This is a genomic window from Pseudomonas sp. 2 (genome assembly GCF_056627435.1).
This window is the reverse complement of record NZ_JBWXNG010000002.1, coordinates 76,571-96,684: the sequence shown is the minus strand read 5'-3', so window position 1 is coordinate 96,684 and position 20,114 is coordinate 76,571. Positions and strand designations below refer to the sequence as shown.

Below are 20,114 nucleotides of genomic sequence, written 5' to 3'. Positions count from 1 at the left end.
GCCGACTTCTATCTCAATAGTCGTCGGCGAGCGCAGGAATGAGCGACAACTCCAATAAGAAAGATCTCGACGCTGCGTCAGCCACCCGCCAGAGCGTCGAAACCCTCTACCGCCAGGAATCCCGCCGGGTCCTGGCCACGCTGATCCGCCTGCTGGGCAATTTCGAACTGGCCGAAGAGGCCCTGCAGGACGCCTTTATCGCGGCGGTCGAGCAGTGGCCAAGTGGTGGAATGCCGGAGAATCCACGGGCCTGGCTGGTCTCGGCAGGCCGCTTCAAGGCCATCGACAGCCTGCGCCGTCGCGCCCGCTTCGACGCCTCGCTCAATGAAATGGCTCGCCAGTTGGAGGCGCGTTTCGACGAAGATCGCACCGAAGTGGACGAAGTCGAGGACGACCGCCTGCGGCTGATTTTCGTCTGCTGCCACCCGGCGCTGAACCCCGACGCCCAGGTGGCGTTGACCCTGCGCGAGGTCTGCGATCTGACCACCGAAGAAATCGCCAGGGCGTTTCTCATCACCCCGTCGACCGTGGCCCAGCGCATCGTGCGGGCCAAGAACAAGATTCGCGACGCCCACATCCCCTATGAAGTCCCGGCCCTCCAGGAGTTGCCCGAACGGCTCGATGCCGTGCTGCGGGTGATTTACCTGGTGTTCAACGAGGGCTACTTCGCATCCAGCGGCGAACAACTGACGCGCAGTGATCTGTCGGGAGAGGCCATTCGGTTGGGCCGTCTTTTGCTGGATCTGCTGCCTGAGCCCGAGGTCGCAGGCTTGCTGGCGCTGATGCTGCTGACCGAATCGCGGCGCGCTGCGCGGCTTTCGGCGGAGGGCGAGCCGGTCATGCTCGACCAGCAGGATCGCCGCCTGTGGTCTACAGCACTGATCGAAGAAGGCTGCACGCTGGTGGAACACGCCTTGCGCTCTGGACAGACCGGGTCCTACAGCGTTCAGGCCGCAATCGCCGCTGTTCACGCCGAAGCGAGAAAAGCCGAGGACACCGACTGGCCGCAGATTCTCGGGCTGTACGACGTGTTGCTGCGCCTGGATGACTCGCCGGTGGTGCGGCTCAACCGGGCGATGGCGCAGGCGATGGTTCAAGGGCCGGAATCGGCGCTGGCAGTGGTCGACGAATTGCTCGGCGGCGATCTGGATGACTATCACCTGGCCTGGGCGGCGCGGGCGGATGTGTGTCGCCGTCTGGGTCGTTTCGATGAGGCGCGTATCGCCTATCGCAACGCCATCGACAAGGCGGGGCAGGCGGTGGACCGGGCATTTTTGCAGCGACGGCTGGATGAGTTGCCCAAGGGCGAATGACCGTTTGTCTGTCTGCCAGAAAAGTTTGCGCGGCCGTGTCGATTCGCCCCTGTGGCGTTCGACTAGCTCACAAATGCCCGCTTCACCGCGGTCCATGGCCGAACGCATACCCCGTAGCAGCCGGGCTTGCCCGCGGGAGCGCCGTGTCAGGCAGTGCAGCATTCACAGATCCACCGCCCCGCCGGCAAGCCGTGCTGCTACGGGGAAAACGACGATCACATGAATCTTCAGCCCAAGGAGATCCCCATGAAATACCTGTGTCTGATCTACAGCAACGAACAGATCCTCCATTCGCACCCCGACAGCCCGCGCGACGATGAGTGCCTGGCCTATGCGCAGGCGGTGCAGGCCAGCGGGCGGATGCTCGCGGCCGAGCCGCTGGAGTCGGTCGAAACCGCGACCACGGTGAGAATGCGCAACGGCAAGGTGTCGATGACCGATGGTCCGTTTGCCGAAACCAAAGAGCAACTGGCGGGGTTCTACCTGATAGAGGCGCGGGATCTGAACGATGCCCTACAGATTGCAGCGCACATTCCGGCCGCGCGGGTCGGCAGCGTGGAAGTACGGCCCGTGCGTGAGCTGAACCTGCAACAGGGCCATGCCCCTCGACAAGAGGCTGTCGCCTCGGGAGCCGCATCATGACATCCAACGTCCAGACCGAAATCAAGACCCTGCTCGACCACTGGTGCGCCGGGGTGCGGGAAAAGAACCTCGACGCGATCATGGCCTACTACGACCCGCAGATCGTCGCCTATGACGCGATCATCCAGCTGCAGTTTCGCGGCATCGATGCCTACCGCCAGCACTGGCAATACTGCCTGGGCATGTGCGACGGCGCGATGCTGTTCGAGGTTCATCAACTGGTGGTCCACGGCAACGACGACATTGCCTTCGCCCACTGGCTGAACAAGTGCGGCGGCACCGACGACAAGGGCGAGGAGAAGTCCTCGTGGATGCGCGCCAGCGCCGGCTATTGCAAAACCATCAACGGCTGGAAGGCCGTGCACGAACACTTTTCCGCGCCGTTCGACATGGCCAGCGGCAAGGCGCTGTTCGAGCTGCAACCCTGATGCCTCTGCCACGCTCAACCTGAGAGGAGAATTCCCATGAGCGTCAAACCCATCCCCGAAGGCCAGCACAGCCTGACCGTGTACATGGGCGTATCCCCCGCCCATGAAGCGATCGAGTTCTACAAGAAGGCCTTCGGTGCCCAGGAAATGTTCCGCCTGGATGCGCCGGGCGGGCGCGTCGGCCACGCCGAACTGCAAATCGGTGACTCGCGCATGATGTTGGCCGAACCCTGCGAGCAGGGCGGTTTCGCCAGCCCCGAAGCCGGCAGCAAAACCTCCTTCGGCATGCACCTTTACGTGCCGGATGTGGACGAGCAGTTCAAGCGTGCGGTGGATGCCGGCGCCACCGTTATCTCCGAGGTTCAGGACATGTTCTACGGTGATCGCAGCGGTACCGTGCGTGATCCATTCGGCCACCTGTGGTTCATCGGCACCCACAAGGAAGACCTCAGCCCCGACGAAATCCGCGAGCGGGCGATGAAAATGTTCGGTCAGGCGCCGTCCTGATTCGAGTAGGGCAATTCCCGAACGGTTGTAGCGCGATTCGACTTTCGTGAAGCGGGTCGCGCGTTTTCCTCCTCGCCGAGGGTCTGGCCTGGCTGAATCTGCCCGGATCATTTGTAACCGATGATTGTAATTCCCATTTTCAACGTTTATTGTCGGCCGCCTCTACAACTTCCCCCCCTTTTTAACGTGCCGATGGAATCTGCGCGCAGGTTCTGTCATGTCCGGATTTATATATTTGTAAGATGCTGATAGGGAATTCTCTCGTTCCTTTGTAGGAATAATTACTTTTACTGGTAGTGATGCGGGCCTTCGCGGGTTTGCAGGTCAAAACATGGCCGAATAAAAATAATCTCAATAAAAATCGGTTCAAGCCGATGGGATGTTAGAGGCCAGGGACGGCAACAGAATCAAGGACAATGCCCACGTATGTCGCAAAGAAAACGTAGAAATAAACACGCCAACGGCGCAACCCCCAGGGAGCATGAAGTGTTGGAGCTGTTGCTCGCCGGTTACACCAACAAGGCCATCGCACAGCAGCTGGGGATCAGCAATTACACGGCCCGCGACCATGTCTCGGCGCTGCTGAAGAAGAACGAAGTCCAGACTCGCGCGCAACTGGTGGCGATCCACGTGAGTTCAAAAACGCTGAAAAAACTCGGATACCCCCTACATCTGACGGATTGTATTGCTCAAACGCCCACGCATAATGAAGGTGTCTGAAACTTGATGGCTGATCGGCGCCGGGTAAATAAACCTGTACGCCTGCGCATTCGTTTTGTCATGCGCTGCCCCTAATAAGCGCGCAAGTTTCATCGGCTTATCGGCAAGGGAATGATCATGAGCGCAATGACGACGCATTGTTTGTCTACGTTGTTTGAACTCAAGGGTGTGCATCAGTATTACCGGCTGGGCAAGTCGTCCGTTCGCGTGCTCGATAATATCGACTTCACCCTGTATTGCGGTGATACCTGCGCCATTACCGGTTCATCCGGTTCGGGCAAAAGCACCTTGCTCAACATCCTCGGCCTGCTGGAGCGGCCTGCCGGCGGGCGCGTCAGCTTCGCCGGGCAGGACGTAATGGCGGCGTGCACCGACACGCTGGCGCGCTGGCGCAACCGGCAACTGGGCTTCGTGTTTCAGTCGTTCAACCTGTTGGCGCGGCTGAGCGCGCTGGACAACGTCGCCTTGCCGCTGATGTACGCCCATCAGGCGCGGGATATCGCCCGCGAGTGCGCCGCTCACCAGTTGCAGGCCGTCGGGCTGGCGAGCAAAGCTTTGCATCGGCCTGCCGACCTGTCCGGCGGGCAGCGCCAGCGGGTGGCCATTGCCCGGGCACTGGTGACGCGCCCCTCGCTGATTCTGGCGGACGAGCCCACGGGTAACCTCGACCAGCGATGCGCCGACGACATCATCGATCTGCTGCTCGACCTCAACCAGCGGCACCAGGTGACCCTGGTAACGGTGACCCACGACACTCGCCTGGCTGCGCGTTTCGCCCGCCGGATCGAAGTGGCCGACGGCCAATTGCACGAGTATCGCGGGCATGTTCGCGGCTGAAATCGGCCTCTGGCGCGGTGGGCTGTTGCGCCTGGCCGAATCGCTGGAGAACCTGCGCGGGCTGGGGATGCGCTCGTGGCTGGCGCTGCTGGGCATCGTGGTGGGCAGTGCCTCGGTGGTCGCGTTGCTCGATATCGGCCGCAGCGCCGGGGAAGATGCCTTGCGCACCTTCAAGGGACTGGGCACCGACACGCTGGTGGCCGACTTTCCCATGGGCGCCGGGCGCACTCAGCCATCGCCCTCGTCGCTCGATGGCCAGGCGCTGCGGGGGCTGGCGCCCGAGCTGACTCAGGCCGCGCCCGTCAGCCAATTCTCCATACGCATTTCTGGTCCGAGCGGGCAACAGGACGTCTCGCTCATCGGCACCACAGCCGAACTGAAAGCGGTGATGGGGCTGACGCTGGCCTGGGGCAGATTCATCGCGTCGCCGGATCGTCGCGCCCGGTTTGCGGTGCTGGGCGCCGAGGTCGCGCAAGCCCTTGGCGCTCGCGGGAAGGCGCTGCAGCCCGGCGACTGGCTGCGCATGGGCGACTACCAGTTTCAGGTGATCGGGGTGCTGGCGCACGAGCCGCACAACCCGCTGCTGCCGGTTTCAGTCGACACCTCAGTGTTCATCCCGGCGCAGAGCATGGCGAGGATTTCATCCGCTGCGCGCATCGGCCATGTGATCGCCAAAGCCGCGCCGGGGGCCGATCTGCAGCGCGCTGCGCAAGCGTTCGAATCGCGGTTAAGCCAGGCCCTGCAGGGGCGCGAAGTCCAGGTGCAGGTGCCACGACAACTGCTCGACGGCCTGGAGCGTCAGGCCCGGACCTTCACCTGGCTGCTGGCTGGGCTGGGCGGTATTTCCCTGCTGGTGGCAGGCGTGGGCGTCATGAACGTCATGCTCATGAGCGTGCGCGAGCGTCGTCGCGAGATCGGCGTGCGCATGGCCCTCGGCGCGCGCCGGCGCGACATCCGCCTGATGTTTCTTCTGGAAGCCGCCCTGCTGTCGATCGCCGGTGCCTTGCTGGGCGCGATGCTCGGCCGCGTGATCGCCTTGTTCTTCACCCATTCGAGCGGTTGGCCCCTGAGCCTGTCACTCGACGCTTTGCTGCTGGGCGTCGCCAGCTCACTGGCGATGGGGCTGTTTTTCGGCAGTTACCCCGCAGCGGTTGCCGCGCGCCTCTCTCCCGCGATGGCGCTTCGCGACGACTGACCGCGCCCGCAAACACCTGGATGTCAGGCAGAACATCGACAACAAGAAAGGAAGCACTCAATGACTACATGCAATCCGTTCCATGGCGCGCCCACCCGGTCCCGCTCCCAACCCCGGTTTGGGCTGCGAGACGATGACGAGGTGATGGCTGAATTCAAGCAGCTGGTCGAACAGCAGTCGAGGATGTGCCCGGATGCCTTGTGCGAGTTGCACAAACAGTGGCTCGGGCCGCGCGGGATATTCGCGAGCTTCGACAAGGAGATCGAGCAGCTGGGGCGACAGGCGCCGTCACTGCTGGAACTGGACCTGATCGAAGATGACCTGCGCCTGCAACAGGCCGAGCCGGCCCTGGCGTTTGTGCTGGCGCAGAGCAATCGCCGCGGTGCGGTGAGGAACCCCTTCCTCGGATTGCGCCGGGAAAGACTCTGCTGCCTGGCCTTCGATGAATCGGCCGGGCTCACGCTGGTGGAGCGTTACGCGGCCTATGAAGCGCTGCGTCAGTGCGACTCGGCATTCTTTATCAAGCTCATCGCCACCACTCGGGGTGTGTCGGAGCGGCGGATTGTCTTTCGCGGCCTGCTGGATCATTACGATTGCCTGATGCCGCTGGAGCGCTGCATTTACCCCGCGACTTATCGGGATTCCCAGCAGGCGCATCTGGACCGCGAGGAAGTGGTACACGGGCGGCTGGCGTTCGACGAGAGCGTGATGAAACTGCTGGAAAAAATGACCCCGTTGAGTTTGCTCAAGCTGATTCAGCCGATCCCGGATCCGCTGTTGTGAACATCAGACCTTGCACGCGCCGGCGCCTGATGGGCTGCGCCAAGCCGCTGATGATTCTGTTCGGCGTCATGACCGCAGGCCAGGCGCGCGGCGATCCGGGGCAGGTTCCAGGCGTCGCCGCGCCCAGCATGGCGTCAGGCAGGGTGCAGTTCGGTGTGGACGCGATGGCGCCTGCGGCCAGCCGTTTGAGTCTGAGCCTGGCCGATGCGGTGGCGCTGGGGTTGCGCAACAACCGGGATATTCGCCGCTCGTATCTGCAGCGGGTGGCGCAGAAGTTCGATCTCAAGGTGGCAGAGGCATTCTTTTCGCCACGCGCCTTGTTGGGCACGCAAGTTACCCAGAGGCAGGGTTCGCAGGACCGCGAACGGCAGATGAGCGTTGCGCCCAAGATCACGCTCAACAGTGAATGGGGCACCCGCTTCAGCCTGTCCTGGGCTCAGCGTCTGGATCGGGCAGAGCAGGGCGGACGCAAGAACCAACGCGGCTTGGGGCTGGAGGTGGTCCAGCCGCTGCTGAGAAACGCCGGGCGCGATGTGGTCACCGCGCCCAGACGTCGCGCCCGCTTGAGCGAGCAGAGCCATCGCCTGGGCTTGCAGGCCACGGTGGCGCAAAGCGTGACCCGAATCGCCTCGGCCTACCGCGAACTGCTCAAGGCTCAGGAGCAGTTGCGCATCGTCAGCCAGGCGCTGGAGCGCTCGCGCAAGCAGATGCGGGTCAATGACGCGCTGATCGCTGCGGGCCGCATGGCCCAGGTGGATCGGCTGCAAAACGAAGCGGACCTGGCCTATCAGGAACTCAATGCCGAGCAGGCGGCTCATCAACTGGAGGCCAGCCGCCGAGCCCTGTTGCAGCTCCTGGCGCTCGACCTTTCTACTCCGGTGCGCGCGAGCGACCAGTTGCAAGCCGAACGAGTGGATCTGGACGGGCAGCAGGCGCTGGCCATCGCTCGCCAGCGCCAGCCTCATTATTTGCAACAGCGTATCGCCCAGGAGTTGGCCGACATCGATCTGCTTGAGGCGAAAAACCAGCAATGGTGGGACCTGTCGCTGGTGGCCGGGGCGAATCAGGAGCGGCAGGCCTATTCATCCCGTTCAACTTCCGGGGTCGACCGGCGCTGGAACAGCTACGCCGGCGTGCAGCTGGAAATTCCCATCGGTGACCTCTCGCAGCGCCAACGCCTGATCGCGGCCCAGGTGGCGGTGGACAGCCAGGCCCTGCAACAGGCCGAGGCACAGCAGGCGCTGGAGCGTGATGTCAGTGACGCGGTGCGGACCGTGCAAAGCCATTGGCGGCAATACCAGATTGCTTCGCGCAGCCTGGAGTTGTCCCACAGGAAGCTGGCGGCCGAGCAGCAGAAGTTGCAGGCCGGGCGCACCAGCAACTTTCAGGTGCTCAGCTTCGAGGAGGACCTGCGCCGCTCGGAAAACGCCGTCCTCAATGCCCAGATCGCCTACCTCAATGCGCAGACCCAGCTCGACGAACGCCTGGGAATGACGCTCGACAGCTGGGAGATTGCCCTCAATGACTGAGCTTAGACCGACGCCGTTCAAGGTGGGTGCGCTGGCCATGACCCTCGCTGCGAGTGCGGCGCTCGTGTACTCGATCTGGCCTGATTCTCCAGCGACCAGCCAGCGCTGGTGGCCCGTGCAGCGCGTACCGCTGGAGCAGCGGATCGGTCTGGTCGGGCGCATCGTGCCGGGCTTGTCGGTCACCCTGACCGCGCCATTCGAGGGGCTGGTTCAGGAAAAACGCTTTACCCATGACCAGCGTGTCAGCCGCGACCAATTGTTGCTGACTATCAGCCCTGACCTGCTGCGCATGCAGATGCGTGACGCGCTGGCCGAGCGCCTGAAGGCCGAGAGCGTGGTGCAGGCGCTGGAAGATTGGGCCAACGGCGAAGAGATGGTGCGGGCCCGGCGGGCGGTGAGCAGTGGCCAGTCGGGGCTTGCCGATACCCGGCGCAAGCTGAGCGAGACGCAGGCCTTGTTCGCGCAGGGCATCGTGCCGCGCACGGAAGTCGACAGCCTGACCCAGCAACTGCGCACCCAGGCGCTGGACCTGCTCGCTGCCCAAGCCGAACTGGAAAAGGTCGGGAAGCGCGGGCAGGGCGAACACCGACAGATCGCCGACATGCAGCTGGCCAACGCCCGCGCCCGTCACGAAGCGCTGCTGGCGCTGGAGCCACGAGGCGAAATCCGCGCGCCGTTCTCCGGCATCATCCAGCGCCTGCCGGACAGTGCGTCAAACAGCACAGAAAAAGCCATCGAACCTGGCGTGCGTCTCTCTCAGGGCCAGCCGCTGTTCATGCTCGCCAGTCTTGAGCGTCTGCAGGTGCAGGCCAAAGTCGACGAATCCGACATCAACCAACTGCGCGAAGGCCTGTCGGCCCGGATCAGTGGCGACGGTTTCGAAGAGGTGCTGCATGGCGCGCTGACCTCAATCGGCGCCCAGGCCATCGCTGCCGACATGCACCGTGACAGCGCCTCCTACCACATCAACGTCGCACTGCCGCCGCTGTCGCCCGACAGCCAGAAACACCTGCGCCTGGGCATGAGCGCGCGCCTGTCGATTCTCACCCATCGCAACCCCGACGCCGTGGTGCTGCCGCTCGATGCCGTGGGCGAAGAGGGCGGCGGGCACTTTGTCATTCACCGGTTGGCGATGGATCAGCCTGAAGTTCGACGGCCGGTGACCTTGGGGAAAACCACTGTGGAGGGCGTGCAGGTGTTTGGGCTGGACGAGGGATTTGTGCAGAGGGAGGTGGGTATGGATTAGTTATTTGAATGTTGTAGCTGAAAGGTAATTAACAGGCCTGACGCCTTTTTAGTGAGTTTGGCTCACGGGGTGTGTTCGGCCTGAAGAAAAGAAAACAAGAAATAAGGAAGTTAATGATGAAAAAGAAATTGATGCCACTGGCGTTGCTGTTTGTGTCGTTGTCGGGTGTGGCTGGTCAGTATTCGGTGACGAAAAGCGACACCCCAAATTTGATTGTTGTGCCCGGCGGAACAGGTCTATCGGTTTATACCGTGGTCTCTACCGACATTCGATCACCTCTTCTTGCACAAGTTGAGTCGATTGAGTGGAGTACCACGAGTTATCCGCAAAGTGTCGGTGAGAGAGTCGAGCTCTGCTATCGCGTTTTCGGGGGGACAACTCGGTGTGTTCCTATCGCTCCCAATGCATCGGGCATCAGTTATGACTTCGTCAATGAGTCATTCTATCCCGGAGCAGGCGTCAACATTCGTCACACCACACAAAAAGGTGGAGCGCGCAATAGTCGCCCCAATGGGCAGGATGTAGTGCGGTTCAACCTTAAATACTGATCAGACCGTCCGCTCTCGTGAGGCGAGAGCGGACTTGGTTTGAGGGGGGAATGCGATGAATATTTCATCAACAGAAAAGTCGGCTATTCAATTAATCGCCTCATCCGCTGACGTTCATCATACTAACGTAGTGCCTGCCTCCGAGTTACAGAGTGAGCAAAGCCTTCCAATCAGGGAGCCCGTATCGATCAGTGGCCGAGCCTTGCTCATGGCACGTTGCTTCGAGGGTTACACGCTGGAGCCGTCAGTGCTCAATTACGCACCTGAATTAAGCGGTGCCTTTCCCACACTGTTTCTCACCCATCAGGACCGGAATCTCCTGTCCGATGTATACGCTTTCGCTCATCAGCAAGGCGCTGATCTTGCCTATGTTGATGATCTGGCATGGGAACTTGCTCACTACCGACGTACTGATAACGGGCAAGAAATTTTGCCGCAAAGGCCCTTGATGAGGTTTGACCTTGAGGGGCACGAGGTGACTTATCATTTCAATGATGAAAGTGCTGCTGCGGCCAAGCGGATACTGTCTAGCGAAGGTATGAAAACCACGAAGATCGACCAAGGTTTTCTGCGCTTCGCTCTGGATGTCGCGTACAGCCCGATGAGCACACTGAACTTCAATTTTCTTGAACAGATGGTCAGCAAGTTCTCTGATGAGGCGTCAACTGTTGCAGACTTCGGAAATCAGTTTTCACACTTTCAACGGGGACGAAAAAACTACATCAAGCGGGTGTCCGAAGAAGTGTATGACCTTTCCACGCGCCTGCCGCTCGGCAAAACGTCAGTCGATGGAGATCCGGCAATTGACGCAAAGCGCAGCGCTCGGTCTGAAACGCCTGCATCTCTAAACCTCTCTGCCAGCCTGCGCCAGATCATCCAGAAATATCTGGTGCAATTCGGCCTGCCCACGCTCTTCGACACCCTCAGACGCCTGGGCAAATGACTCACTCGAACGCCGATACGGCACACACCTTGAGCCCCGGGCGCGCCGAGTTCACTCGGTTGCGCCCGGTGCTCTTGGCGTCGTACAGGGCCATGTCCGCTTCGTGCAGCCACATGCCGGCGTCGGCCAGGTGCGGGCCGTAGGCGGCGATGCCGATGCTCAGGCTCAGCTTCAGGTTGGGCAGGGCGTTGTGGGTGTGGGCATGCACGGTGCGGCGCAGGCGTTCGAGGATGTCGGTAGCCTGGGCCAGGCTGGTGTCGGGCAGGATCACGCAGAATTCGTCGCCGCCGTAACGGCCCGCCATGTCGGTTTCCCGCAGGCTCGCCTTGAGCACGCCGCTCAGTTGTTTGAGCACGTTGTCGCCGATGATGTGGCCGTAGGTGTCGTTGATCGACTTGAAGTGATCGATGTCGATCAGCGCCACGCTGTTGTGCCGGTTCAGGGTCTGGCAGTTGTTGAACTCGACCGACAGCAGGTCCTTCCAGGCGCCGTGATTCATGAGGCCGGTGAGGCTGTCGGTGGTGCTGAGTTTCTCCAGCGCCTTCTTGCTTCTGGACAGCTGCACGGCCACCCGATAGCAGACCAGGCCGATGGCCAGCGGGTAGATCACCAGCATGGGCAGGCACGCATAGATCTGCATCTGGGTGACATCCGGAAACAATACCGGCGTGAACACCCAGTAACCGACGATGGCGCCGATCAGTTGCGCCAGGCTGCCGAGCACGAAAATGCGCGGCCCGCCCGCGGCGATGTTATTCATGGCCATCATCGACAGCGCCGTAACGGTCGGCAGCGGATTGAAGCCCATGGCGCCTGCCCAGAAGCCGCCGCCCAGCGAGTCATAAATCAGCGTGCGGCGCTCGGCCCGATAGGGCTGGCGGGAAAACCGCGCCAGCTGGTAAGCCACGTGGGGCCAGACATAGCCATGAAACAGCATCAATACCCACACCCACGCGGGCGGGTGCGAAGGATAAAGCGCGGCCGCAACGGCAAAGAAACCGATGCCCAAACCTACCGTGCGCGGCAGATACATGCGCCGCGCGTAGGAAAGGCCTTTGTGAATGGAAGTGTTCATAGCTCTTCACCGGGTGTGGGGTGCAGCATCCCGACCGAAACTTCAGCCACGACGAACGCTTCTGAGTGTCACCTGCCTGTCGATGGCTGTGAAGAGCAAAATGCCACTATTTATCTGAATGATGCTTCCGGCTGTCGGGCGACGGCGCGCCGGATGGCGTCCGAGCGTCTGTATGGCGGGTGTTGGGGGCAATCTGTGTATTTACGCAAGCGGCGAGCCGGGCTGGAATAGGCGGGCTGCGTCGAGCTGTTTTCGACATCCCACCTCAACCCGTTGGCGGAAGTCGTCATGCCAGAACTTTCAAACCTGTTGGCTTTTTCTCTCATCGCACTGGGCATGGTTCTGACGCCCGGGCCGAACATGATCTACGTGATTTCCCGATCTATCTCACAAGGGCGCAAGGCGGGGCTGATTTCTCTGGGCGGCGTGGGCATCGGCTTTCTGTTCTACATGCTCTGCGCCGCGTTCGGCATCACCGGCCTGCTGATGGCGGTGCCCTACGCCTACGACGCCCTGCGTCTGGCAGGCGCTGCGTATCTGGCCTACTTGGCGTGGCAAGCCGTAAGGCCGGGCGGACGCTCGCCATTCCAGGTCAAGGAACTGCCTCAGGACAGCAATCGCCAGCTGTTTTTCATGGGCCTGATCACCAACCTGTTCAACCCCAAGGTCGCGATGATCTACCTCTCGCTGCTGCCGCAATTCATCAGCGTCGACAACGGCACCAGCGTCCTGGGCCAGTCACTGGTGCTGGGCAGCGTGCAGATTGGCATCAGCCTGATGGTCAACGCCAGCATCGCCATGGCCGCCGGCTCCATCGCCTATTTCCTCACCCAACGCCCGAGCTGGGCGATGGTCCAGCGCTGGCTGATGGGCACCGTGCTGTTCGGCTTCGCGGTGCGGATGGCGGTGGAGGGGCGGCGGTGAGGGCTCGAAAAACCTGACTTGAATATTGCTGCCTTTAAGGCTTCAATTGCTGCCTTTAAGGCAGCAGGTGGCAATTCATGTCATTAGGATCATTTCTGTTTTCCGAGTACCGCAGAAAGGTGCTGGTCCTCCTGCTTTTGCACCCGGATCAGCAATATCACCAAAGGGAAATCGCGCGCCTGACCGATACGATCTCGGGCACGCTGAGCCGCGAACTGAGCAAAATGGTCGATGCCGGATTGCTGCTCAAAGTGCAGGTCGGCAATCAGATGCAATATCGAGCGAATCAACAATGCCCGATTTTCCCCGAACTTGTGAGCATTCTGCGCAAGATCGACGGTTTGCCAGACAGTATCGCCCAGGCTCTCGGGCCGCTGGCAGACCGGATAAAGACCGCGTTCATCTTTGGCTCCACCGCCAGCGGCAAAGCCACCTCACAGAGCGACATCGATCTGATGGTCATTGGCAGCGTGAGCTTCAGTGAGCTGATTGCCCACCTGTATCCGCTGCAGGAAACGGTCGGTCGAGAGATCAACGCCAAACACTATCCCGAACAAGAGTGGTTCCAATTGTTAACCGCACAGGGTGGTTTCGTGCGGGATCTGATGGCCAAACCTAAGCTGTTCGTCATTGGGTCGGAGGGAGATCTGACTCTTCGCAAGGAGTGACGAATGGCGCTGGAGAATTTGTTGGGCAGGGCTTTGGAAGCTATCCCTGAGGATGACGGGAATGTGGAGCGGCTCATGGACGCAGCGCGCAGAAGTCTTGAAGACGCGCAGCTGCCGGGGATGAGCAGCGAAGGCCGGTTTGATATGGCTTACAAGTCGATCATGCAGGCGTCCAATGCGGTTTTGCAGGCCCACGGGTTTCGCACATTGACCAGTAAGCCAGGCCATCACCAGACAATGATACAGACATTGCCGCTGACGATCGGGCTGGATCGGATACGGATGATCACGCTGGACGCGCTTCGCAAGCAGCGTAACTTGAGCGATTACTCGGGTGATCCTGTCAGTGAAGCGATGGCACAGGATGCGCTGAATCAGGCCGTTGATTTACATACAGATATCGATGCCTGGTTAATCAATCGCTGACTTGATCCAGAGCCTGTAGCAGCACGGCTTGCCGGCGGGAGCGGTGTGTCAGTCAACATCTTCGTTGCAGAGCCTCCACCCCGCCGGCAAGCCGTGCTGCTACGTCGTTGGGGATTATTTAGCCCCCGTCACACCCTTCACCACCGCCGTATGCGCCTTGGCATCCTTGGCCAGCGAGATCACGTTGACCATCGCGGTGCGGGTGCCGGAGGCGGCGGTGATGGTGGTGCTCAGGACCTGGCCGCCATCGACGCTGCCGGACGCATCCAGCTGACGCAGGCCGAGGCCTTTTCGTACGAGCTTCTTCTCACCGAGCTTTTTGAAATCCTTGTAGCTGGACTGCTGCTGCACCAGGGTTTCGGCGATGATATTGTCCAGTGTCTTGCTGTCGTTGGCGCTAACCTTCTGGCCGTCGGGCAGGGGTGTTTCGGTGATGATCACCACACGCCTGGCCGGTTTGTTCATGTACAGCGCGCCAGTCACGCCCGCGGCCTTGGCCTTGTCGTCAATCTCTTCCATTGGCCCTTTGACGTAGTCCTTGGGCAGGTTGAAGACGAACTTGCCGGCCAGCATCGAGACCTTCTGCGTATTGGTTTTGGCCGGTGCGGTTTTGGTCGGTTTGGACGAGTGAGTGGTTTTGGCGGGCTTGCCGGAATGGTGAGTGTCAGTCGCCGCGAAGGCACCGCTCATGCCCAGGCAGGCGGCGAGGGCCGTGCAGATCAAGGCTGATTTCATACTGAGCGCGCGCATTCCTACCTCATCGTTGGCGTGGTCCTACAGAGGTGGGCATTTTGCCTGAGGGGGAGCGCGTGTCGATAGCCGGCTGATGAACGCCCGATCCCCGTAGCAGCGTGGCTTGCCGGCTGGAGCGGTGTGTCAGCCAACATCTTCGTTGCAGACACACCGCCCCGCCGGCAAGCCGCGCTGCTACGGGGAAGGTCTTGCGCTACTTAAAACACGTTGATTGGATAATCGACGATCACCCGGTACTCATCGGCATTGTGGTCCACCGTCTTGTACCCGTCGCCACCGCGGTTGGTCGCCCAGCGCAGGCGCACGCTCAAATCCTTCGCCGGGCCGCCTTGCACCACGTATTTCACGTCAGCATCACGCTCCCAATGTTTGGCGTCGCTGCCATCGGCGTTGTAATAGCTGTATCCCGAGTCAGGCGCCGTCGTCGCCTTGGTCAGGTCCATCGTGCCGCGCGTGTAGGACAGCGACGAAGTCAGCCCAGGCATTCCCCAACCCGCGAAGTCATAGGCGTACTGCAGCTTCCAGGATTTCTCCCCCGGCGCGTTGAAGTCCGAATACTGCTGCGAGTTGTCCAGATAGATACTGTCGCCATCGCGGATGTAGTCGAACGGAGTGTTGCCATTCACTTTCTGCAACGAAGTGGTCAGCGTCTGGTGACCCACCGTTACACCCAGATGCACGCTGAACGTATTGTTGTCGATGCTGCCCAGCAGCGCCTGGCCGCTGTCCTGGGTGTGGTAGTAGTGGAATCCGGGGTTAAGGCTGACCAGATCGTTCAGCGCCCAGTTGTAGTCCAGGTCGTAGTAATACTGGTTCCAGATGTCCTTGAGCTGCGAGGCATACAGGCTCGACGTCATGCCCGGCACGCCGGTATAAGTGGCCCCGGCCCAACTCATGTGCTTGCTCTTTTCGCCATCGGGCAGCGTGCCGTAATAGGTGCCGATCCGCCCGTTGCCGCTCTGATTGAACAGCTTGTCGAAACTCACTTGCCCCGCGTCCAGCGTCAGGTGATCGAAGCTGTTGTTGGTCAGGCTGAACCCGCGAAAAGTCATCGGCAGCATGCGCGTGGCACCGCCGGCGATCACCGGGTTATTGAGGAACATGTCACCGGCCTTGAGCACGGTATCGAACGCGCGCATCTTCAACGCGCCGCCGGCCGAGGAGAACGAATCCGGTGCGTCGCCGTACAGGTTGTCCTTGTTCGGGTTGGGCGCCGTCGTCGGCAGAATGCTCGACCCGCCGCTGCCACCGCCGCCATCGAGCTTGAGCCCGAGCATCGCATTGGCATCGATCCCGAAGCCCACCGGCCCCTGAGTGAAGCCGGACGAGAACACCCCAACAAAGCCTTGGCCCCACTCCTTGCTGTCCTGCTTGCCGTCGTGCCGGTCGTGGTTGAAGTAATAGTTCCTCAAATCCAGATTGAAACTCGACCCCTCGATAAAACCGTCCTTGCTGTCATCGGCCAACACGGCGGTCGACACACTGGCGGTCATCGCCAACAGTAATGTGCTGTATTTGAAAGATGCATTCACAGATCAATATCCCCGTAGACTTATTTGGCAATCGGCAGTTGTTATTCGGATCGCGCCGTATTGTTATGAAATGCGCCCTGTACTTTTTCGCGCTCAAAAAAAAGCCGCTCGAGACAGCGGCTGAAGTTTGGAGCTTAGGGGCTTTGCGCCAGGAGCAATGGCGCAGAAAACACAATGAGAAACTACAGAAACAACAGATGAAACAGGTCAGGTGTGCTTGGCATTCTCCGCTTGAGGGTTGTAGGTCGAGGCTTGCTGGGTCTTGCCCTGCTCCTTGGCCTGAGCGGCAAGGGCTTCCTCGTGCTGCTCGAAGTTCGCATGAATCGCTTCATTGCGCGCCACGAATGCAGGCGACTCCTCCGCCAGAACAATCGGCGAAGCCATTAACGATGAAACAGCGAGTGCGCTGATAATACCGATGGATTTAAACATGTGAATCAACCTTCTTGCCTGTGCAAGTTCGATCAGGTGAGTCCACTGTAAAAACTCGGCGAGCCGGGATCAAATGAAACCCGGCTAAATATTTATTAGCGAAATTGTTATGTGCGTGACAGGGAATTAATGTGCAGCGCAGTTTTGCTGTGGATTCTGACCAAAGGCCGTCACATCAAATCTTCATCGGCGCGAAAATCGCCCGGATCCCCCGACACTTCGGATAATCCGCGCATCCCCAGAAATTTCCGCCCGCATTGGCCCCGGTGCGCGCCACCCGCATCACCATGGTCTTGCGGCAATGCGGACACGCCGGGGCTTTCGGGACTACAGGTACAGTTACTTCCGGCACAGGCTCTTTGATAGCTGGCTGCGCAGCCACAGCGTCAGGTTCCACAACCGGCGGCTCGACCCGCGCTTGCAGCACCTCAACCGTCGGCTGCGGCGCGGGCTTTTTCGCCTCGGCGATCCACTGCTTGAGCACGGCGCCGTCAATCAATTGCAGATTGCGCCCTTGGGCAAATTCACGCGCCGGTTTGCTGAATTTCCCACTGGTGATCACGAATCCGCCGACAGCGCCCTCAGCCGCCATCGCACCATACAATTCACGCACCACCGGCACGCCCACCTGCACCGCGCGCCACTGCTTGCACTGCACCAAGTACGTCTCGCCATCCTTGCGTGCGATCAGATCGACGCCGCCGTCCGGGCCATTCGCACCGGTTTCCTGCACCGCATAACCGCGCCGGCGCAGCGCTTCGCCTACCAGCAGCTCGAAGTCATGCCAGCTGATGCTCAGCAGAGGATTGCCTTTGGCGTTGGCGGCGGAATCGAGGAGGTTGCGGCGTTTGCGTCGGCCGAGGATCGAAGCGATGGCGCCCAAGGCAAAGATCAGCGGCAACACATACTGAAAAATGCCTGCCGCCATGTGCGCCGCGTTGGTCAGCACAGCGGACTGCAGGTGATGAGCATCCACCATACTTGCCGGTGGCTGGCTCGCCACCGAATGCAGATAAAACCCCGAGCCCAACGCGATGCCGAGGCTGAGCCACCATGGCAGTCTCGCCGCAATATAAAAGAGGTTGTCGAAAAGCGAAGTCTGCCTGGCCATATCCCTGGTCCGATCCCAAAAAACAAAGAAGGGCGCGGCACCCCTGGAGACGGGCGCGCACCCTTCATTGTGCGTCAGGAACAGGTGTGGCAGGAAATGGATCAGCAATAAATACCGCGAAAGCAGACATCTTCCGTAGCAGCACGGCTTGCCGGCGGGGCGATTTCACATTCACCCCGGCCGTCAAGCCGTACCCATCACCTCAAAACGCCCACTAACCTGTAGCCGTGAGCTTGCTCGCGAAAGCGTAAGCCGATGCCACGCAGACCTGTCTCTCAAGCCACAAACTGCCGGGCATTCGCATACCCGGCAGCCCGCCGCATCACTGGCTCATCGCATCTTTCTTCATACTGTCCTTGGACATGGCATCTTTCTTCATCCCGTCTTTGGACATGCCGTCTTTCTTCATCATCGCGTCGCCCTTGGCTTCCGGCTTCGCCATCTTGTCTTTGCTCATGGCGTCGTGGGACATACCGCTCGGCCCGCTCATGGCGCTGTTGCTCATGGCGTCCTTGGACATAGTGTCCGCCGCATAAGCCCCGGAAACTGCCAGCATCAGCGCACCGGTAAATACAGTTGCGATCATCTTTTTCATTGTCGAATTCCTTCAGGTGGGTGTTCGGAAAAACTGCTTCGGCACATGGGTTTTCACTGCCGTTTCGCTCTCAAACCGCCCAAAGACTTTGACCCAAATCAGATCACCGAATCCTCTCGGAAGGTTAAACAAATCGTGAAGGTTGAGGTCCGATGCCGCGTCAGACGTTGACCGAATTGCAGTCATCCCTGCTTCGCCAGCGCTGTAGGAGTGAGCTTGCTCGCATTGCAACATTCAAGGAGATAGAGAATGCGAAAGTCATTGCTGGTATTCCTGTGCTGTGCGCTTTTCCCGATGTCCGCCTGGTCGGCGCTGAGCATCGGTGATTTCACCCTCGGCATGCCGCGTGCCCAGGTCATGGAAATCCTGCATCGTTATTTCCCCAGGGTGGAGCAGGAACACAACCACCTGTACCCGGTGCCCATGCCTTATTACCGCGCGCTGGAACCGACCAAACCCTACTTGCTCGGTGATGTGCCGATCTATGTGGTAGAGGCCTATTTCGACGACACTGACCGCCTCAAGCAACTGAACATCGCCTTCGACATCACCGACCCCGAATGCCTCAAACCGCTGATCCCGTTGATGCGCGAGGCACGCCCGATCCCCGGCGGCACCAACGATCGCCATGAGGTCATGCTCGACGACGGCGAGCTGACCTATGACGTATCCAAGGTGTGGGACTGGACCACGGTAAGGATCGCCGACAAGGCCGCGTCGAAGGTGAATATTCCGATGCGGGCTCATCTTGATCAGGAGATCAAGGCGAGCGAGTAGCGGGGAGGTGGAGTGGTGGCTGAGCTCACGGGTGAAATCGGTGGATTCGCCAAAATCTGGTAGTCGTCATTTCACGGTGAGCTTGGCTGAAAAAGGGAAGTTAGCGCGGTGGATAGTCCTGCCGATAGGTGCGCTCAGGATGGATCACCAGCTTCTTAACCTGCAGATCCAGTTCTTCGCTGTGATACATATCCAGGCACTTCAGAAAATCAAATCGGACACCCTTAACCTCAGATTCAACTATCGGATTGTGGTAGTCGCGAGCCAGATAACTATTCACCAACGCAGCGATTTTATCCGGAGCTTTCTCCAGATCGTAAAGCGCCCAATCCCGCAATGCGCTGACGCTGCTTCCAAGATCGATAGCTGCATCGTTATCGCGTTTGTAGGCATTGCCGATGCAGATTGCCAACAACATGGCCTTGTAGTTCTGCGCGTAGGTGCGGGTGCCGGCTTGTGGCGAGTCACGCAGTTCTCTGGCTTCAAGATGCCCTGCAAACAGCCCAACCGAAGCCGTAAGCACGACAGCTGATGCAACGTCCAAAGCGATCCTGCCAAACACGACATCTCCAAAAACAATCATCCCAACCGCCCCCCTCGAAACACAGACCGCCACCAAGGCACCCGCGCCACACCCCGAACCTCATCCACCGCCAATACCTGCGGCATATCCCGCAACCGAATCCAAGGCTCGCTGCGCCAGAGCAACATGCTCACCGACAACCCTGGCCACTGCAGAAAACTCACACACGGGCTGCCCTCCTGCGGCACCACCCATTCATCCCGCAGACACGGTACCACCTCATGGGTGATCCACTGCCGCAGCCCACGGTTCTCGACGTGATAGTGATGCACCAACAACACATACACCGCCGACTCACTCACCATCAACTCATCGACCTCACCACACGCATCCACCAACGCCACCACCCGCCGCTGATCCGCATCCAGCTTCCGCGTCGTGCGCTCGTTCAACGGCCAGCCCATCAGCCGACCCATATCGCGGGCGCAGAACCAGACCTGGGATTCGAGAAGGAGAGTGCGCAAGGGGCGGTTGTGGCGGTGGAAAGTGGTGGGGCGCAGGGCTGTCGGCATGATCCGTATCTCGTCTGATCGCCTTCCGTGGCTTG

Annotated in this window: 24 protein-coding genes; 16 read left to right on the top strand and 8 right to left on the bottom strand. The window is 60.2% G+C overall.

Annotation, left to right across the window (positions count from 1 at the left end):
- Positions 1–38: 38 nt before the first annotated feature.
- From AC1MEK_RS03450 to AC1MEK_RS03395, 12 genes are all read left to right on the top strand, one after another.
- Positions 39–1,313: an RNA polymerase sigma factor gene (locus tag AC1MEK_RS03450; RefSeq protein ID WP_480394870.1), complete on the top strand. Its 1,275-nt coding sequence runs from the start codon at positions 39–41 to the stop codon at positions 1,311–1,313.
- 246 nt (positions 1,314–1,559) lie between these two features.
- Positions 1,560–1,955, top strand: a complete 396-nt coding sequence (locus tag AC1MEK_RS03445) for a YciI family protein (RefSeq protein ID WP_480394869.1) — start codon at positions 1,560–1,562, stop codon at positions 1,953–1,955.
- Positions 1,952–2,383 carry a YybH family protein gene (locus AC1MEK_RS03440; protein ID WP_480394868.1) on the top strand — a complete coding sequence of 144 codons (432 nt, stop codon included), beginning with the start codon at positions 1,952–1,954 and terminating at the stop codon, positions 2,381–2,383. Before AC1MEK_RS03445 ends, AC1MEK_RS03440 begins: the two co-directional genes overlap by 4 nt.
- A gap of 36 nt (positions 2,384–2,419) precedes the next feature.
- Positions 2,420–2,890 carry a VOC family protein gene (locus AC1MEK_RS03435; protein ID WP_480394867.1) on the top strand — a complete coding sequence of 157 codons (471 nt, stop codon included), beginning with the start codon at positions 2,420–2,422 and terminating at the stop codon, positions 2,888–2,890.
- Between the two features lie 426 nt (positions 2,891–3,316).
- Positions 3,317–3,610 carry a LuxR C-terminal-related transcriptional regulator gene (locus AC1MEK_RS03430; RefSeq protein ID WP_480394866.1) on the top strand — a complete coding sequence of 98 codons (294 nt, stop codon included), beginning with the start codon at positions 3,317–3,319 and terminating at the stop codon, positions 3,608–3,610.
- Positions 3,611–3,736: 126 nt separating this feature from the next.
- Positions 3,737–4,447, top strand: a complete 711-nt coding sequence (locus AC1MEK_RS03425; RefSeq protein WP_480395261.1) for an ABC transporter ATP-binding protein — start codon at positions 3,737–3,739, stop codon at positions 4,445–4,447.
- Positions 4,434–5,642, top strand: a complete 1,209-nt coding sequence (locus tag AC1MEK_RS03420; protein ID WP_480394865.1) for an ABC transporter permease — start codon at positions 4,434–4,436, stop codon at positions 5,640–5,642. The genes AC1MEK_RS03425 and AC1MEK_RS03420 overlap by 14 nt, the downstream gene beginning before the upstream one ends.
- 144 nt (positions 5,643–5,786) lie before the next feature.
- A complete protein-coding gene (locus tag AC1MEK_RS03415; protein WP_480394864.1) occupies positions 5,787–6,425 on the top strand; it encodes a hypothetical protein in 639 nt (212 codons plus the stop codon).
- Between the two features lie 68 nt (positions 6,426–6,493).
- Positions 6,494–7,954 carry a TolC family protein gene (locus tag AC1MEK_RS03410; protein ID WP_480395260.1) on the top strand — a complete coding sequence of 487 codons (1,461 nt, stop codon included), beginning with the start codon at positions 6,494–6,496 and terminating at the stop codon, positions 7,952–7,954.
- Entirely contained in the window at positions 7,947–9,200 is a 1,254-nt protein-coding gene (locus AC1MEK_RS03405) for an efflux RND transporter periplasmic adaptor subunit (protein WP_480394863.1), read from the top strand. The genes AC1MEK_RS03410 and AC1MEK_RS03405 overlap by 8 nt, the downstream gene beginning before the upstream one ends.
- A gap of 116 nt (positions 9,201–9,316) precedes the next feature.
- Positions 9,317–9,748: a hypothetical protein gene (locus AC1MEK_RS03400; protein ID WP_480394862.1), complete on the top strand. Its 432-nt coding sequence runs from the start codon at positions 9,317–9,319 to the stop codon at positions 9,746–9,748.
- Between the two features lie 55 nt (positions 9,749–9,803).
- Positions 9,804–10,691, top strand: coding sequence for a hypothetical protein (locus tag AC1MEK_RS03395; RefSeq protein ID WP_480394861.1), 888 nt, complete (start codon positions 9,804–9,806; stop codon positions 10,689–10,691).
- A 1-nt stretch (position 10,692) separates the two neighbouring features.
- Here the strand turns inward: AC1MEK_RS03395 and AC1MEK_RS03390 are convergent, their stop codons facing one another.
- Positions 10,693–11,766: a diguanylate cyclase gene (locus AC1MEK_RS03390; protein WP_480394860.1), complete on the bottom strand. Its 1,074-nt coding sequence runs from the start codon at positions 11,764–11,766 to the stop codon at positions 10,693–10,695.
- A gap of 288 nt (positions 11,767–12,054) precedes the next feature.
- Between AC1MEK_RS03390 and AC1MEK_RS03385 the strand changes: the two genes are divergently transcribed.
- The 3 genes from AC1MEK_RS03385 (at position 12,055) to AC1MEK_RS03375 (ending at position 13,784) form a co-directional block, all read left to right on the top strand.
- Positions 12,055–12,690, top strand: coding sequence for a LysE family translocator (locus tag AC1MEK_RS03385; RefSeq protein ID WP_480394859.1), 636 nt, complete (start codon positions 12,055–12,057; stop codon positions 12,688–12,690).
- A gap of 77 nt (positions 12,691–12,767) precedes the next feature.
- Positions 12,768–13,358 carry a nucleotidyltransferase domain-containing protein gene (locus AC1MEK_RS03380; RefSeq protein ID WP_480394858.1) on the top strand — a complete coding sequence of 197 codons (591 nt, stop codon included), beginning with the start codon at positions 12,768–12,770 and terminating at the stop codon, positions 13,356–13,358.
- 3 nt (positions 13,359–13,361) lie between these two features.
- A complete protein-coding gene (locus AC1MEK_RS03375; protein ID WP_480394857.1) occupies positions 13,362–13,784 on the top strand; it encodes a DNA-binding protein in 423 nt (140 codons plus the stop codon).
- A gap of 114 nt (positions 13,785–13,898) precedes the next feature.
- Here the strand turns inward: AC1MEK_RS03375 and AC1MEK_RS03370 are convergent, their stop codons facing one another.
- The 5 genes from AC1MEK_RS03370 to AC1MEK_RS03350 form a co-directional block, all read right to left on the bottom strand.
- The gene (locus AC1MEK_RS03370; protein WP_480394856.1) at positions 13,899–14,534 is read right to left on the bottom strand and encodes a DcrB/PsbP domain-containing protein; all 636 of its coding nucleotides are present in this window, start codon (positions 14,532–14,534) and stop codon (positions 13,899–13,901) included.
- 200 nt (positions 14,535–14,734) lie between these two features.
- Complete coding sequence (locus tag AC1MEK_RS03365; protein ID WP_480394855.1) at positions 14,735–16,069, bottom strand: OprD family porin; 1,335 nt, start codon at positions 16,067–16,069, stop codon at positions 14,735–14,737.
- Between the two features lie 207 nt (positions 16,070–16,276).
- Positions 16,277–16,501: a hypothetical protein gene (locus AC1MEK_RS03360; RefSeq protein WP_480394854.1), complete on the bottom strand. Its 225-nt coding sequence runs from the start codon at positions 16,499–16,501 to the stop codon at positions 16,277–16,279.
- Between the two features lie 175 nt (positions 16,502–16,676).
- On the bottom strand, positions 16,677–17,612 hold the full coding sequence (locus AC1MEK_RS03355) for a restriction endonuclease (protein WP_480394853.1): 936 nt from the start codon (positions 17,610–17,612) through the stop codon (positions 16,677–16,679).
- A gap of 322 nt (positions 17,613–17,934) precedes the next feature.
- Positions 17,935–18,207 (bottom strand): pentapeptide MXKDX repeat protein, encoded by a 273-nt coding sequence (locus AC1MEK_RS03350; RefSeq protein ID WP_480394852.1) that lies wholly within the window; start codon positions 18,205–18,207, stop codon positions 17,935–17,937.
- Positions 18,208–18,456: 249 nt separating this feature from the next.
- On the opposite strand from AC1MEK_RS03350, the gene AC1MEK_RS03345 reads away from it, so the two are divergent.
- On the top strand, positions 18,457–18,984 hold the full coding sequence (locus tag AC1MEK_RS03345; protein WP_480394851.1) for a hypothetical protein: 528 nt from the start codon (positions 18,457–18,459) through the stop codon (positions 18,982–18,984).
- A 100-nt stretch (positions 18,985–19,084) separates the two neighbouring features.
- Here AC1MEK_RS03345 and AC1MEK_RS03340 read toward each other — a convergent pair whose 3' ends face one another.
- Both AC1MEK_RS03340 and AC1MEK_RS03335 read right to left on the bottom strand, forming a co-directional pair.
- A complete protein-coding gene (locus tag AC1MEK_RS03340) occupies positions 19,085–19,567 on the bottom strand; it encodes a type VI secretion system amidase immunity protein Tai4 (protein WP_480394850.1) in 483 nt (160 codons plus the stop codon).
- Positions 19,564–20,079 carry a BRO-N domain-containing protein gene (locus tag AC1MEK_RS03335; protein ID WP_480394849.1) on the bottom strand — a complete coding sequence of 172 codons (516 nt, stop codon included), beginning with the start codon at positions 20,077–20,079 and terminating at the stop codon, positions 19,564–19,566. The genes AC1MEK_RS03340 and AC1MEK_RS03335 overlap by 4 nt, the downstream gene beginning before the upstream one ends.
- Positions 20,080–20,114: the final 35 nt, after the last annotated feature.